The sequence below is a fragment of the Aeromonas aquatilis genome (assembly GCF_054052405.1).
The window spans coordinates 22,547-36,369 of record NZ_JBSTYP010000049.1; the positions used below are offsets into that span (position 1 = coordinate 22,547).

A 13,823-nucleotide genomic window follows, 5' to 3' on the forward strand; every position below is an offset into this window, starting at 1 on the left:
CAAGTTGCTGAGTCAGGCTTCCTGTACGCGGGTCGGCCAGCCCATCTTTTGCTGGCGTTCCACTTCAAAGCGCAGCTCGCTGGCACGCAGGTAGTGTTCATCCATCCAGCCCTTGGGCAGGGTCAGGGTCAGTGACTCCTCTTCTGCCTGCAGGGTGAAGCTGGGCACCGTGCCCTGGGTGCGGCGCATGCAGAGGATCAGCGCGATGCGCAGGATACGGGCCAGCCGGATCGCCTGACGACCGGTGACGGCGCCCTGCTTCTCCAGCGGTTCCAGCTTGAATTCGTCCCGCTGGTTGAACAGCAGGGCCGACAACAGCTTCTTTTGCGCAGGGGTAAAGCCCGGCATGTCGATGTTGTCGATGATGTAGGCGGCGTGTTGCGGCGCCTTCTTGTATTCGATACAGAGGCCGATCTCGTGCAGCAGGGCGGCATAACGCAAGATTGGGCGACCGTAGCGTTTGGAGAGTCGCCAGGCCGGCTGCAGCTGGTTGAACGCCTCGACGGCGGTATCGCGCACCCGTTCGGCGTGCTCTTTATCCAGTTGATAGCGGCTGATCAGGCTGTCGGCGGTACGATCCCGGGCATCACAGTCGTGATTGTTGCCCAGCAGACCGTAGATCAGCCCCTCGCGCAGGGCGCCACCCGCGAGGGTCATGCTCTCGATATCGAGGGTTTCGAAGATGGCGATCAGGATGGCGAGGCCGGAGGGGAACACGGTCAGCCGCTCGGCCGCCAGCCCTTCCAGCTGTAGTCTGTCCAGCTTGCCGCAGGCGATGGCCTGACCCATCAGCTCTTGCAGCTTGGGCAGAGTGACCCGCTCGCTCTTCCCCTGCGCCAGCATGATCTCTTGCAGCGCCTGCACCGTGCCAGAGGCGCCGACACAGGTGCGCCAGCCGAGGGCGCGGTAATCTTCCGCCACCTTCTCCAGCACCGCTTTGGCGGCAGCAATCGCCTGCTCGAAACGGGCTTCAGAGAGCTCGCCATCACCGAAATGATTGTTGAGCCAGGTGACGCAGCCCATGTGCAGGCTGTTGAGCAGTTTTGCTTCGCTATGTTCGCCGATCACCAGTTCGGTACTGGCACCGCCGATGTCGATCACCAGCCGGTTGCCTTCACCGGCAGAGGTCCAGGAGACTCCTTCATAGATGGTCTTGGCCTCTTCCTCGCCCGAGATGATCTCGATGCTGTGGTTGAGTACCCGTTCCGCTTCGCTGAGGAACTCGTCGACGTTGGTGGCAAGCCGCAAGGTGGCGGTGCCCACCACCCGGATATTGTCGGCCGGAATGTCCTGCAACTGCTCGGAGAAGAGACGCAAACAGTCCCAGCCCCGCTCCATGGCGGCACGGCTGAGACGAAATTCCGGATCGAGCCCGGCTGCGAGGCGAACCTTGCGCTTGACCTTGGCGACGGTGCGCAGGGCACCGGCGACCTCGCGCACCACCAGCATATGAAAGCTGTTGGAGCCGAGGTCGATGGCGGCATAGAGAGGCGAGTTGTGCAACTGGGCCTGTCCTTAGCTCTTGCGTGGCGGACGACGGCGGTTGTTGCTGTTGCCACCGCCCTGACGATCCCGCATGTTGCGGTTCACCGGCTGACGGTTGCGGAACACCCGTTTCGGGGCGGTCACATCATCCAGCAGTGCTTCACGGTCATACTTGCTGACCGGGATGGCGTGGTGGATGTACTCCTCGATGGCCGGCAGGTTGAAGGCATAGTCTTCACAGGCCAGGCTGATGGAGTGACCGCTCTTGCCGGCACGACCGGTACGACCGATACGGTGTACATAGTCTTCGGCGTCGTCGGGCAGGTCATAGTTGAAGACGTGGGTCACGTCAGGGATGTGCAGACCACGGGCAGCCACATCGGTGGCGACCAGAATATCGAGCGCACCCTTGGTGAAATCCTCGAGGATCTTCATCCGCTTCTTCTGCGGCACGTCACCGGTCAGCAGACCGACGCGGTGGCCGTCGTTCTCCAGCCAGGCATGGACGTCTTCACAGACATGCTTGGTGTTGGCGAAGACGATCGCTTTTTCCGGCCACTCCTCTTCCATCAGGGAGAGCAGCAGCAACATCTTGTCTTCGTTGGAGGGGTAGAACAGCTCCTCCTTGATCCGCACGCCGGTCATCTGTTCAGGCTCTACCTGTACATGCTCCGGGTGGTTCATGTGTTCGTAGGCCAGCTCCTGCACCCGCAGGGAGAGGGTGGCGGAGAACAGCATGCTTAGACGCTCGGTGGCGGGCGGCATGCGGCGGAACAGGAAGCGGATGTCCTTGATGAAGCCCAGATCGAACATGCGATCCGCTTCGTCCAGTACTACTACCTGAATGTTGCTCAGGTCGATCACCTTGGACTTGAAGTAGTCGATGATACGACCCGTGGTGCCGATCAGGATGTCGACACCCTGTTCCAGCACGGCCAGCTGCTTGTCGTAACCTTCGCCACCGTAGGCGAGGCCGAGTTTCAGGCCGGTAGAAGCGGCGATGCTGTCAGCATCGTTATAGATCTGTACTGCCAGTTCCCGGGTGGGCGCCATGATGATGGCTCTGGGTTGGTTAACCAGACGGGGCTTGGTCAGCGGGTGAGTCAGCAAATAGTTGAATGTCGCGGCCAGGAAGGCAATGGTCTTGCCGGTTCCTGTCTGGGCCTGACCGGCGAGGTCATGACCTTCTACCAGCAGTGGCAGAGACAGTGCCTGGATGGGCGTGCAATAGTGAAATCCCTTTGATTCCAGACCAGCCAGAACTTCGGGTTCGAGGCCCATTTGGGCGAATTTGTCGGTCGTTAAGTGTGTTTTGCTCATGGCGGTAGGTTATCAGGTTAGGCTTGCAATAATAAACAGGATCATTTCAAATAGGGCAACTATTGCCTTTGTTGATATGTCAATAAAGCCTTAATTACTGACTGGAGTTGGAGATGAGTGACAAGATTGTTCAGCTGAGCGATGCCAGCTTCGAGGCAGATGTAATCAAAGCCGATGGCGCCGTTCTGGTCGACTTCTGGGCCGAGTGGTGTGGTCCGTGCAAGATGATTGCCCCGATCCTGGAAGAAGTTGCCCAAGAGTATGAAGGTCGCGTGACCGTAGCCAAACTGAACATCGACCATAACTCTGATACTCCGCCCAAGTACGGCATTCGTGGTATCCCGACCCTCTTGCTGTTCAAGAATGGCGAAGTGGCAGCGACCAAGGTCGGTGCACTGTCCAAGACTCAGCTGAAAGAGTTCCTGGACGGCAACCTGTAATAATCAAAGAGGAGCGCATTGCAATAATGCGCTCCTTGTGTTTTATCACCTAGACGCTCATCCCGATTGGTGCTAATTTATCGCTCGTTTGCTAACCTTTTTGCCTGACTCTTTGCTAACCACAGCCTGGCAATCAAATCCGATCAGCATCAATCCAGCAGACTGTCTCCTCATTTCAATCCTTGCTTACAGACTTTCACCACTATGAATCTGACTGAATTAAAGAACACTCCTGTGTCCGAGCTGGTCAAGCTTGGCGAATCCATGGGGTTGGAAAATCTGGCTCGGGCGCACAAGAAAGATATTATTTTTGCAATCCTCAAGGCACACGCCAAGGGTGGCGAAGATATCTTTGGCGACGGTGTGCTGGAAATCCTGACCGATGGTTTCGGCTTCCTGCGCAGTGCAGACGGCTCCTATCTGGCAGGCCCGGACGATATCTACGTCTCCCCGAGCCAGATCCGCCGCTTCAACCTGCGTACCGGCGATACCATCTCCGGCAAGATCCGGCCACCGAAAGAAGGCGAGCGTTACTTCGCGCTGCTCAAGGTCAACGAGGTCAACTACGACCGTCCGGAAAACTCCCGCAACAAGATCCTGTTTGAAAACCTTACCCCCCTGCATGCCAACGAACGTCTGCGTATGGAACGGGGTAACGGCTCTACCGAAGATATCACCGCTCGTGTACTGGACCTGGCTTCCCCCATCGGGAAAGGCCAGCGTGGCCTGATCGTGGCGCCGCCCAAGGCCGGTAAGACCATGCTGCTGCAGAACATCGCCCAGAGCATCGCCTACAACCACCCGGACTGTGAACTGATCGTTCTGCTGATCGACGAGCGTCCGGAAGAAGTGACCGAGATGCAGCGCATGGTTAAAGGTGAAGTGATCGCTTCCACCTTCGACGAGCCGGCATCCCGTCACGTTCAGGTTGCCGAAATGGTGATCGAGAAGGCCAAGCGTCTGGTCGAGCACAAGAAAGACGTGGTGATCCTGCTGGACTCCATCACCCGTCTGGCCCGTGCCTACAACACCGTCATCCCGTCATCCGGCAAGGTCCTGACCGGTGGTGTGGACGCCAACGCCCTGCACCGTCCCAAGCGCTTCTTTGGCGCGGCGCGTAACGTGGAGGAGGGTGGCAGCCTGACCATCATCGCCACAGCGCTGGTCGATACCGGTTCCAAGATGGACGAGGTGATCTACGAAGAGTTCAAGGGTACCGGCAACATGGAACTGCACCTCTCGCGCAAGATTGCCGAGAAGCGCGTCTATCCGGCTATCGACATCACCCGCTCCGGCACCCGTAAGGAAGAGCTGCTGACCGCGCCTGACGAGCTGCAGAAGATGTGGATCCTGCGCAAGATCATTCATCCGATGGGCGAGATCGACAGCATCGAGTTCCTGATCGACAAGTTGGCTGCGACCAAAACCAACGACGAATTCTTTGACTCCATGCGGCGCCAACAGAAGTAAGTCCGGTCACAAAATGACGAAACCGCGGCCCTGGTCGCGGTTTTTGTTTATCTGTTTTCCGGTCGCCCTAGTAGTATGAGATCCCGATGTCACAAGGATGGAGACGTCATGAAGCCTGTTTTCTGGTTGTTGCTGGGGGTGCTGAGCGCAATCCCGGTCCATGCGCAGGCTGCACCGGTTGCGGTGACCGCCGAGACGTTGCAGACGCACCAGCGCTATCTGGCGAGCCGTATGCAGCAGGGGCAATTTGCCGCCATCGACTCGCTGCTGGCGACCCTCAGCCGCGAACAGCGGGAGTTCCTGCTGTTGCAGTTGCTGCGGGATATTCCGGTGACCGCGGCTGTGCCCCCCGGGCTGCAACAGTGGGTCGAGGCACAGGCCGACAAGGCCCCCGAGTGGCTACTGGAGCAGCAGGTCGACGGTTTTCTGGTGCAGCAACCGGTCTACGATTTTGCCGCGCAGGCGCGCCTGCTGCTGTGTCAGTGGCAGCAACAGCGCTGGCAGGCGAGCTATCGCCAGCAACTGGCGCTGGGCAGCTTCCAGCTAAAGTCCATCTACTACAGCAGTAACCCCGATCTCGCCATGCAGCAGCAAGCCCTGTTGCTGGCTCTCGACACCTTGCCGCAAGCGATCTGGATGCGGGAGGCGCAAGCACTGGCCAGCCAGAATATCTATCTGCCTGACAACCGTCTGTTGTTCCATCTGTTGCAGCGCACCGGGGAACCGGCGCTCTATGGCATGCTGTGGCGGCGGCCGGCAGATCAGGATGCGCTGCGTGCACTCTCTACCATCAACCGCTTCCATCACGGCAGTGCTGCCAGCGATTTGCTGATTGCCGCCAGTGGCAACGAGGGGTTGAAGGGGGCCGCCCTGCGTCAGCTGAGCGCGCTCTCGCCCTTGCCGCCGCAAGCCCAGAAATACTTGCTGGCGGAACTCTCCAACCGTCAATACGGGGCGCTGGTAGCCGGTCTGTTGATGGAGGTGGACGAGCCCCAACTGCTCTCCGCGCTGGCCAGACGCCTTGGCCAGCGTGACATTCCCCCCATTGCTCCGAGCCTGCTGCCCGATTCGGGTACACCCGATGGACGGCCAGGGTTATAATGCCTGACCTCCTGAACCCGGTTGGGAACTTGCATGAAATACAAGGATTTGCGTGATTTCATCGCGCAGCTGGAACAAAACGGACAACTCAAGCGCATCACCCGCGAGATAGATCCCTATCTGGAGATGACCGAAATCAGCGACCGCACCCTGCGTGCGGGCGGCCCGGCTCTGCTGTTCGAAAATCCCAAAGGCTACACCATGCCGGTGCTGACCAACCTGTTCGGTACACCTGATCGGGTTGCCATGGGCATGGGCCAGCCCGACGTGAGCGCTCTGCGCCAGGTCGGGGTCTGGCTCTCCTATCTCAAGGAGCCCGAGCCACCCAAGGGATTCAAGGAGCTGATGGAGAAGCTGCCGATCTTCAAGCAGGTGCTCAACATGCCGACCAAGCGACTCTCTTCCGCTCCCTGCCAGCAGGTGGTGCAGGAGGGGGGGGCGGTCGATCTCGACCAGATCCCGATCCAGCACTGCTGGCCCGGCGATGTGGCGCCGCTGGTCACCTGGGGCCTCACCATCACCCGTGGCCCCTACAAGAAGCGGCAGAACCTCGGCATCTATCGCCAGCAGAAGATCGCCAAAAACAAGCTGATCATGCGCTGGCTCGATCACCGTGGTGGTGCCATCGATTTTCGCGAGTGGCAGGAGGCCCACCCGGGCGAGCGATTCCCGGTGGTGGTGGCACTCGGTGCCGATCCGGCGACCATTCTCGGCGCGGTGACGCCGGTGCCGGATACCCTCTCCGAATATGCCTTTGCCGGTCTGCTGCGCGGCAGCCGTACCGAGGTGATCAAGGCCATCAGCTGCGATCTGGAGGTACCCGCCAGCGCCGAGATTGTGCTGGAAGGCTATCTGGAGCCGGGCGAGATGGCGCCGGAAGGGCCCTATGGCGACCACACCGGTTACTACAACGAGGTGGACGAGTTCCCGGTCTTCACCATCACCCACATCACCAAGCGGCGCGATGCCATCTATCACAGCACCTACACCGGCCGTCCGCCCGATGAACCGGCGGTGCTGGGTCTGGCGCTGAACGAGGTGTTCGTGCCACTGCTGCAGAAGCAGTTCCCCGAGATTGTGGACTTCTATCTTCCGCCGGAGGGGTGCTCCTACCGGATGGCGGTGGTGACCATCAAGAAGCGTTACCCGGGCCACGCCAAGCGGGTGATGCTGGGGGTCTGGTCATTCCTGCGCCAGTTCATGTACACCAAGTTCGTGGTGGTGTGCGATGACGACATCAACGCCCGCGACTGGAAGGATGTGATCTGGGCCATTACCACCCGGATGGATCCGGCCCGCGACACGACTCTTATCGAGCATACGCCGATCGATTATCTGGACTTCGCCTCGCCGGTCTCTGGCCTCGGCTCCAAGATGGGGCTGGATGCCACCAACAAGTGGCCGGGCGAGACCAATCGGGAGTGGGGTCAGCCCATAGTTCAGGATGAGGCGGTGAAGCAGAAGGTTGATGCCATCTGGGATGAGCTCAATATCCTCGGATGAGGCAAACATGAGAGCTTTGCTGCAAAAAGTGATGCGATCCGCACTGATTTGAGTATTCTCGACTGACGGGGCCAGGGCTGCTGGTCGTCACTCCATAGTGAAACAATGAGCGAAGCGGGCCGAGCGAGCCCGCCACAAGGACAAGAATGCAACGTATCAAATGCCGCGTAGAGGAACTGCGCGAATATGTCGACACCATCTGGCATGTGGCCCTGACGCCGCAGCAAGCGATCAGCTTCAAGCCTGGCCAGTATCTGCTGGTGGTGATGAGCGATTCGGACAAGCGCCCCTTCTCCATCGCCAACTCGCCGACCCGCCCGGGCGTGCTGGAGCTGCAAATTGGTGCCACTCCCGAGAACGCCTACGCTGGTCAGGTGCTGGCCCGCATGCGCGAGTTGGGGGAGATCGAGGTCGAATTGCCGGCTGGCAAGGCGTTCCTGCGCGATGAATCCCCCCGTCCGCTGATCCTGATGGCGGGCGGCACCGGTTTCTCTTACGCCCGCTCCATTCTGGAGTACCTGATCGACACGGGCAGCAAGCGTCCGGTGTTCTTCTACTGGGGTGTGCGTCAGGCTCACTGGCTCTATGAGCTGGAGCAGATGCAGCAGTGGGAGCGTGACTATGCGCCGCTCACCTTTATCCCGGTGGTGCAGGAGCCGGATGCTGACTGGACCGGCAAGAGCGGGCTGGTGCACAAGGCGATCATGGATGACTTCGTCAGCCTCCACGACTACGACATCTATGTAGCCGGCCGTTTCGAGATGGCGGGTGCCGCGCGGGAGGAGTTCAAGATCCTCGGCGCCGAGCCGGAGCGTATCTTTGGTGACGCCTACGAATTTATTTGATGGATCCCGATTAGGCTGACTCAGCCCCCGGTTTTGCCGGGGGCTTTTTGTTTTTGGGTTGTTGCTGTATCCGAACGTATCCTGATTTTTTTCTGATGTGGTCTTACTTCATGATTTTTAGATATTTTTAATATGAATGGCTACTAATCAGATATCGCTGGTGGCATCTTTGTGGGGGATTGATAAGAGCATCTATAGCGCAAACTCAAGGAGGCGCAGTGTTGAGTGAAGAGGGTAGGCCATCTGCCGAGGATGACAGGGGAGAGACCTGTGCTGTCGAGCGGGTTGCGCCGCGGACCCCGTCCCCTCACGGCGCTGAAATGGCCCGTTTGCAGGCAGAGATCGCCGCTTTGCAGCATGAAAACGGCCTGTTGCAGGAGAAGCTCAATGCCGCCCTCGATGGCACCGGCATCTGTCTCTGGCAGGGCACCATTCCCACTGGCGAGCTGCGGGTCTTCAATCTGCAGAACTTTCAGGCCGGTGACATGGCCCCTCATTTCGATCAGTGGAGCGCCAAACTCCATCCCGACGATCGCGCCCATGCCATGGGCAGCTACTTTGCCCACCTTGAGGGGAAAACCCCCTTCTACGAAGCCGAATACCGCACCATCAGCCCAGCCGGGGAGATCACCTGGTTGTGGGATCGGGGCCGGGTCGTTGATCGGGATGGTGATGGCAAGCCGCTGCGGATCATGGGCTCCCATATCGATATCACCCAGCGCAAGGCTTATGAGCATCGACTGGCGGAGCGTGCCAACAGCGACGCGCTGACCGGCTTGCTCAACCGGCAGGGGTTTGGCAAGGCGTTTGCCCAGCTGCAGCCGCAAGGAGCGGGGGCGCTGCTCTTTATCGATCTGGATGATTTCAAGGGGATCAATGACCAGCTGGGCCACGCCTGCGGCGATCTGGTGTTGCAGCAGATGGCGGATTGGCTGCGCCTTATTATGCCGGGCTCGGCGCTATGTGGCCGTTACGGCGGCGACGAGTTTGTGGTGCATCTGCACCGGGATGTGTCGAGCCATGGCCTAGCGCAACTGGCTGACGCCCTGATCAGCCGGATGCACGGCTATGTGCCCAAACCCGGTTGCCCGCAACGGGTGGGGCTGAGTATCGGCATCGCCCTGTGGGAGGAGGAGCCATTGAGCTTCCGACAGGCATTGGAGGTGGCCGACCGTGCCATGTATGAGGCCAAGGCTCGCGGCAAGCGGGCCTGGTATCTGCTTCAGGTGTGATGTTTTTTACAGGTTCAATTTAAAGCAAAAACCCCAGCCGAGCTGGGGTTTTCGTTATTCGCCTTTGGCGCCGAGCTGCTGCTCGAGCTGAGCCAGCTTGCTTTCGAGGGCGGCCAGTTTTTCACGGGTACGCAGCAGCACCTTGGTCTGCACGTCGAACTCTTCACGGCTGACCAGATCCAGCTTGCCCAGCTGGGCTTGCAGTACCTGACGCATCTTCTTCTCGGCCTCTTCACCCATGCTGCGAATGCCGGGCGGCAGGGAGTTGTGCACCTGCTTGGCGATCTCTTCCAGTTTCTTCGGGTCGATCATGATGTCCTCCTTAAGCGTTGGCGGACATTCTACCGACAATTCCCTCACTTTGCCGAGATCGCGGCGGCTTTTTAGTCGTGATGGTGCCCGCTGGCTGGTCGGGTCTGGTGATGGGGCCACAACTGCTACCCTTGCGCCCCTTTGTTAACCTGAAACCATGACATGCCCCACAAAGCTGAGCCAGAACTGTCCGGCATGAGTCTTATTTGGTGTTGGTTTTATGTTAACGTTTTGCAGTCGAGGTCGTGATGACCCCGTTGGCTTGTGATGGATAACAACCCTATAAAAAGAGAATAAAAAATGAAGAAGAAGCTAATTTATGCAGCTGTTGTCAGCGCCCTGCTGGCCGGATGTGGTGGAGATGACAACAAGGGAGACACCACCAGCTCCCTCGACTACGTCCTGAGTGGCGCCAACGGGGTGCGCCCGAGCGTGCTGGCCCCCCGTGCCAGCGACGGTACTCTGAAGTTTTCAACCGAGACTCATGATCTGTCGAACCCGGTATCTGCCCTCTCCACCCTGGATGGCTGGTCAACCACCCAACCCGTCCAGCTGGTACCGGCGACCGTGACCGGTGTCTCTGTGCCGGCACCGGCGACCAGCGAGTATGCCTCTGCCGTTGCGCCCCTCTACCTGCTCGAGCTCACCCTGGATCCGGTCACTCTGCAACCCAACGGAGTCAAGGGCGGCAAGCCACTGGCTTATGGGACCGACTTTGTGGTCACTGGCGGGGACGGCAAGCTCAATCTGGTTCCGCTCAAGCCGCTCAATCCCTCTTCTTACTACATGATCGTGGCGACCGATGCCCTCAAGGACAGTCGCGGCACACCGCTCAAGGCGGGAGGCGATTACAGCAGCTTCAAATCGACAGCTGGCGCAACTACTCAGGAGCAGACCATCAACGGCCTGATCTCGCTGCAGGAAGGTCTGTTCAAGGCAGCCACCGGGATCACCAGCGATCGGGTGATCTTCTCCGACTGGTTTGCCACCCAATCTGGTGCCGATGTGCTGCTGGCAGTGAAAAGTGCCGCCGCTTCGGTGCTGAAGAGCCCGAGCCTGGACGCCGCGGCGCTGTGGAAACAGGATGCCAGAGGCAACACCAGCCTGCCGGCAACCTATACCATCAATAGTCTTAATGGCGGGGTGGATTTTCTGACCCAGCTGGCGAATGAGCCATTCTTGCCGCAGGATCAGAAAGATGCACTGACAGCCGCCTTTGGGGTTGGTACGCCGCTTAACGGGGTTGCCCAGCTAACCAAGGTGTATACCGGTACCGTCAAACTCCCTTACTTCCTCTCAACCCCGGCGATAGCCGGCTCCTGGGACAAAGCCAAGACCCAATCCTGGCACGGCGCCATTCCTAGCCTCTATGCCATCGCCAACGCGCTGAAAGCGGGCGATAGCGAGGTGATCGGTGGGCTGGTCGGGCGTGGATCCGGCATTGCTGGGTGAGCTGATCGCCGACCCGAGCCGTCAGAGTGAACTGCTGACCGAGGCGAGCAAGCTGATCGGGGTGACCCTCACCTCCGGTGGCAAGCCGCTGGATGCCGAGCGCAATATCGGTCGTTTCAACCCGTTGCCGACCCTGAGCGAAGTACAATCGGTACCGCTGCGGATCTTCGCCGCCGCACCGCTCAATACAATTACCGATGTGATCATCTATCAGCACGGGGTTACCTCCATCAAGGAGAACGCCTATGCGCTGGCACTGGGCCAGATCGGCGCTGGCGCCACTGCCAGCAAGAGTGTCGCTGTGGTAGTGATCGATCATCCGTTGCACGGTGAGCGTGGCTATGCCCTGAGTGGCAGCATGGCGACCGTGACCACCTCCGAAAATCCGACCCCGTATCTGAACCTGAGCTACCTGACGGTGGCGCGGGACAACCTGAAACAGAGCGTGACCGATCTGCTGGGACTGCGACTGGCCGTCGGTCTGGCCAATGCCAAGGGGCTGGGTGGTCAACTGGGCGGCGTTGGTCTGAAAGTTCACTTCCTCGGACACTCGCTGGGGGCAATTGCCGGAGCCAATCTGCTGGCCGTTGCCAACCAGCCCACTGGCAGTGCTCAGGCTGATGCCCTGTTCAAGTTCGATACTGGCGGTCTGGCGATGCCGGGTGGCGGCATTGCCCCCTTGCTGCTCAACTCACCGAGTTTCGGGCCGACCATCAAGATGAGCGTGCTTACCTCGGGCAGTCCGGCGCTGAAAGCGGGCTTTACCGCCTATGCACCGAATTGCAAAACGGCTGCCGCCACTTGCTTCGTCAACGAGTTCCTGCCCAGTCTGGATGCGGCCACGCAGGCGGGTGCGGCGAGCACCTTGCAGAGCTATACCTTTGCTGCCCAGTCAGTGCTGGACTCTGCCGACCCGATCAATCTGGGCAGAGGCGTCGCCAAGAGCTTCCCGCTGTTCGCCACCGAAATTGTGGGCGATGGTGCGCTCAGCTTGCCGGATCAGGTGATCCCCAACAGTATCGCCTCTGCGCCGCTGGGTGGCACCGAGCCGCTGTTCCGGGTGCTGGGTTTGCAAGAGCTGAAGGGTTCCGGCGTGCTCCCGGCGGGTCACCATGCTGCGCGCTTCCTGAAAGGGGGCCATAGCTCGCTGCTGGCCCCTGATGAGAACTTCGATCAGGCTGGTGCGGTCACCACCGAGATCCAGACCCAGTTCGCCAGCTTCTTTATGAGTGGCGGTGCGGCGGTCAAGGTGACTGACGACACCCTGATCAAGCAGTAACTGTCCATCGCGTAAAAAAACGCCGCCCTTCGGGGCGGCGTTCTCGTTTCTGCGGCTGCTGAAAAATCAGGTCGGCTGGTGGTTGCGATCCAGCCACCCTTGCAGCAGGCCGACCAGCAGACCGGTCAGGTGGGCGATGTTGGCGGTGCTGGTGCCGAGCATGTCGAAGAAGCCGAGCACCATCCAGAACAGCATAAAGCCCATCAGTGCCGGTGGCAGAGTCAGGCCACAGGCCGGTTGCAGCTTGCTGCGCAGCCAGCAGTAGCCGAGCAGGGCATAGACCACGCCGGAGAGGCCGCCAAACAGCGGGCCGCTGGCAAAAAACTCGGCGATATTGGGCAGGGCGGCGCCCACCAGCAGCAGGATCAGCAGCTTGCCGCTGCCGAGGCGCTGTTCGATCTGGCCCCCGAGATACCACCACCACAGCAAGTTGAACACCAGATGGAGCACCGAGAAGTGGATCAGGGCGGGGGTGAAATAGCGCCACGCCTGCCAGTCGGTGAACTGGGCCAGGGTCGGGTGGAAGGCCAGCTCGTCGTAGATGGGCAGCCCGATGGCATCAAGCCCGTAGATGGCGAGGCAGGCGATGATGACCACCAGCGTCAGTGGCCCCGCCTGATGCAGGAAGTCGGTGACCGGGTCGGTCATCCCCTTGCTGTAGTCGATGCGGGCATCGGCCCGGCCGGACTGCCAGGAGGCTTCCATGTAGCGCGGGTGGCCCGGCTCGGCGAGGAAGCGTTTCACCTCCAGCTGGGCCTGAGCAAGGCGTGGCTCGTCCGCCAGCCAGATGGTGACCCCCAGCTCGGACTGGGTCAGCTCGCAGGAGATGCCCAGGGTCGCCAGATAGTCCACCAGTGCCTGCGCCATGCGGGCGTTGTCGAGCACCAGCAGCTGGATCATGCCTCGCCTGCCTCGATGGGAAACTCCCGGCGCCACGCCTCGAAACCGCCATCCAGACTGTAGACCTCGTCATAACCCTGTTGCAGCAGGTATTGGGCCGCCCCTTGACTGCTGTTGCCGTGATAGCACATCACGATGACCGGGGTATCGAAGTCCACTTCGTTCATAAAGCGCACCAGGGTGCCGTTGGTGAGGTGGAAGGCGCCGACCGCGTGGGCCGCTTCAAAGGACTGCGGGTCGCGAATATCCACCAGACGGGCTTCACCCGCGCTCAGTTTCTGGTGGGCATCATGGGCATTGATATGGGCAAACTGGTCCATCGAGATGTCCTGCGAATAGGTTGATTACGGGCCAGTGTACCGCAAGCTTGGGCGCAAACTAACCCCACAAAAGATAAGGCTATGTCCCAATTACGTGTTGAAAGGCTAAGCTTGAAGTAGGCCATCACCTTGAGGTCTACCATCATGGATACCCCAGCCTTTCA

11 protein-coding genes and 1 pseudogene are annotated in these 13,823 nt (G+C 59.9%); 7 read left to right on the plus strand and 5 right to left on the minus strand.

Translation table 11 applies throughout. From position 1 onward, the window contains the following. Positions 1–12: 12 nt before the first annotated feature. Together gppA and rhlB are read right to left on the minus strand one after the other, a co-directional pair. Positions 13–1,503 (minus strand): guanosine-5'-triphosphate,3'-diphosphate diphosphatase, encoded by a 1,491-nt coding sequence (gene gppA / locus ACW5W8_RS17675; RefSeq protein WP_005355894.1) that lies wholly within the window; start codon positions 1,501–1,503, stop codon positions 13–15. Positions 1,504–1,515: 12 nt separating this feature from the next. Next, entirely contained in the window at positions 1,516–2,805 is a 1,290-nt protein-coding gene (gene rhlB, locus ACW5W8_RS17680) for an ATP-dependent RNA helicase RhlB (protein WP_139438772.1), read from the minus strand. Between the two features lie 113 nt (positions 2,806–2,918). On the opposite strand from rhlB, the gene trxA reads away from it, so the two are divergent. From trxA to ACW5W8_RS17710, 6 genes are all read left to right on the plus strand, one after another. Next, a complete protein-coding gene (gene trxA / locus ACW5W8_RS17685; RefSeq protein WP_005339416.1) occupies positions 2,919–3,245 on the plus strand; it encodes a thioredoxin TrxA in 327 nt (108 codons plus the stop codon). A gap of 204 nt (positions 3,246–3,449) precedes the next feature. Next, entirely contained in the window at positions 3,450–4,715 is a 1,266-nt protein-coding gene (gene rho / locus ACW5W8_RS17690; protein ID WP_042656764.1) for a transcription termination factor Rho, read from the plus strand. 108 nt (positions 4,716–4,823) lie between these two features. Next, the gene (locus tag ACW5W8_RS17695; RefSeq protein WP_498629196.1) at positions 4,824–5,816 is read left to right on the plus strand and encodes a hypothetical protein; all 993 of its coding nucleotides are present in this window, start codon (positions 4,824–4,826) and stop codon (positions 5,814–5,816) included. A gap of 33 nt (positions 5,817–5,849) precedes the next feature. Beyond that, positions 5,850–7,319, plus strand: a complete 1,470-nt coding sequence (gene ubiD, locus ACW5W8_RS17700; protein WP_498629198.1) for a 4-hydroxy-3-polyprenylbenzoate decarboxylase — start codon at positions 5,850–5,852, stop codon at positions 7,317–7,319. A gap of 146 nt (positions 7,320–7,465) precedes the next feature. Beyond that, positions 7,466–8,164 carry an NAD(P)H-flavin reductase gene (gene fre, locus ACW5W8_RS17705; protein ID WP_498629200.1) on the plus strand — a complete coding sequence of 233 codons (699 nt, stop codon included), beginning with the start codon at positions 7,466–7,468 and terminating at the stop codon, positions 8,162–8,164. Between the two features lie 218 nt (positions 8,165–8,382). After that, positions 8,383–9,396 carry a GGDEF domain-containing protein gene (locus tag ACW5W8_RS17710; RefSeq protein ID WP_498629202.1) on the plus strand — a complete coding sequence of 338 codons (1,014 nt, stop codon included), beginning with the start codon at positions 8,383–8,385 and terminating at the stop codon, positions 9,394–9,396. Between the two features lie 54 nt (positions 9,397–9,450). Here ACW5W8_RS17710 and ubiK read toward each other — a convergent pair whose 3' ends face one another. After that, the gene (gene ubiK, locus ACW5W8_RS17715; protein WP_005339429.1) at positions 9,451–9,708 is read right to left on the minus strand and encodes a ubiquinone biosynthesis accessory factor UbiK; all 258 of its coding nucleotides are present in this window, start codon (positions 9,706–9,708) and stop codon (positions 9,451–9,453) included. Between the two features lie 300 nt (positions 9,709–10,008). Here ubiK and ACW5W8_RS17720 point away from each other — a divergent pair. Continuing rightward, a pseudogene (locus ACW5W8_RS17720) lies at positions 10,009–12,439 on the plus strand (VolA/Pla-1 family phospholipase). 66 nt (positions 12,440–12,505) lie between these two features. On the opposite strand, the gene glpG reads toward ACW5W8_RS17720, so the two are convergent. Together glpG and glpE are read right to left on the minus strand one after the other, a co-directional pair. After that, positions 12,506–13,339 carry a rhomboid family intramembrane serine protease GlpG gene (gene glpG, locus ACW5W8_RS17725; RefSeq protein ID WP_498629204.1) on the minus strand — a complete coding sequence of 278 codons (834 nt, stop codon included), beginning with the start codon at positions 13,337–13,339 and terminating at the stop codon, positions 12,506–12,508. Then, positions 13,336–13,659: a thiosulfate sulfurtransferase GlpE gene (glpE, locus tag ACW5W8_RS17730; protein WP_005355913.1), complete on the minus strand. Its 324-nt coding sequence runs from the start codon at positions 13,657–13,659 to the stop codon at positions 13,336–13,338. Before glpE ends, glpG begins: the two co-directional genes overlap by 4 nt. Positions 13,660–13,823 lie beyond the last annotated feature (164 nt).

What these genes read in the sequence shown, in the direction of transcription:
- rhlB (WP_139438772.1), bottom strand. Translation starts at nt 2,805, where the DNA reads ATGAGCAAAACACACTTAACGACCGACAAATTCGCCCAAATGGGCCTC.
- trxA (WP_005339416.1), top strand. Translation starts at nt 2,919, where the DNA reads ATGAGTGACAAGATTGTTCAGCTGAGCGATGCCAGCTTCGAGGCAGAT.
- rho (WP_042656764.1), top strand. Translation starts at nt 3,450, where the DNA reads ATGAATCTGACTGAATTAAAGAACACTCCTGTGTCCGAGCTGGTCAAG.
- ACW5W8_RS17695 (WP_498629196.1), top strand. Translation starts at nt 4,824, where the DNA reads ATGAAGCCTGTTTTCTGGTTGTTGCTGGGGGTGCTGAGCGCAATCCCG.
- ubiD (WP_498629198.1), top strand. Translation starts at nt 5,850, where the DNA reads ATGAAATACAAGGATTTGCGTGATTTCATCGCGCAGCTGGAACAAAAC.
- fre (WP_498629200.1), top strand. Translation starts at nt 7,466, where the DNA reads ATGCAACGTATCAAATGCCGCGTAGAGGAACTGCGCGAATATGTCGAC.
- ubiK (WP_005339429.1), bottom strand. Translation starts at nt 9,708, where the DNA reads ATGATCGACCCGAAGAAACTGGAAGAGATCGCCAAGCAGGTGCACAAC.
- glpG (WP_498629204.1), bottom strand. Translation starts at nt 13,339, where the DNA reads ATGATCCAGCTGCTGGTGCTCGACAACGCCCGCATGGCGCAGGCACTG.
- glpE (WP_005355913.1), bottom strand. Translation starts at nt 13,659, where the DNA reads ATGGACCAGTTTGCCCATATCAATGCCCATGATGCCCACCAGAAACTG.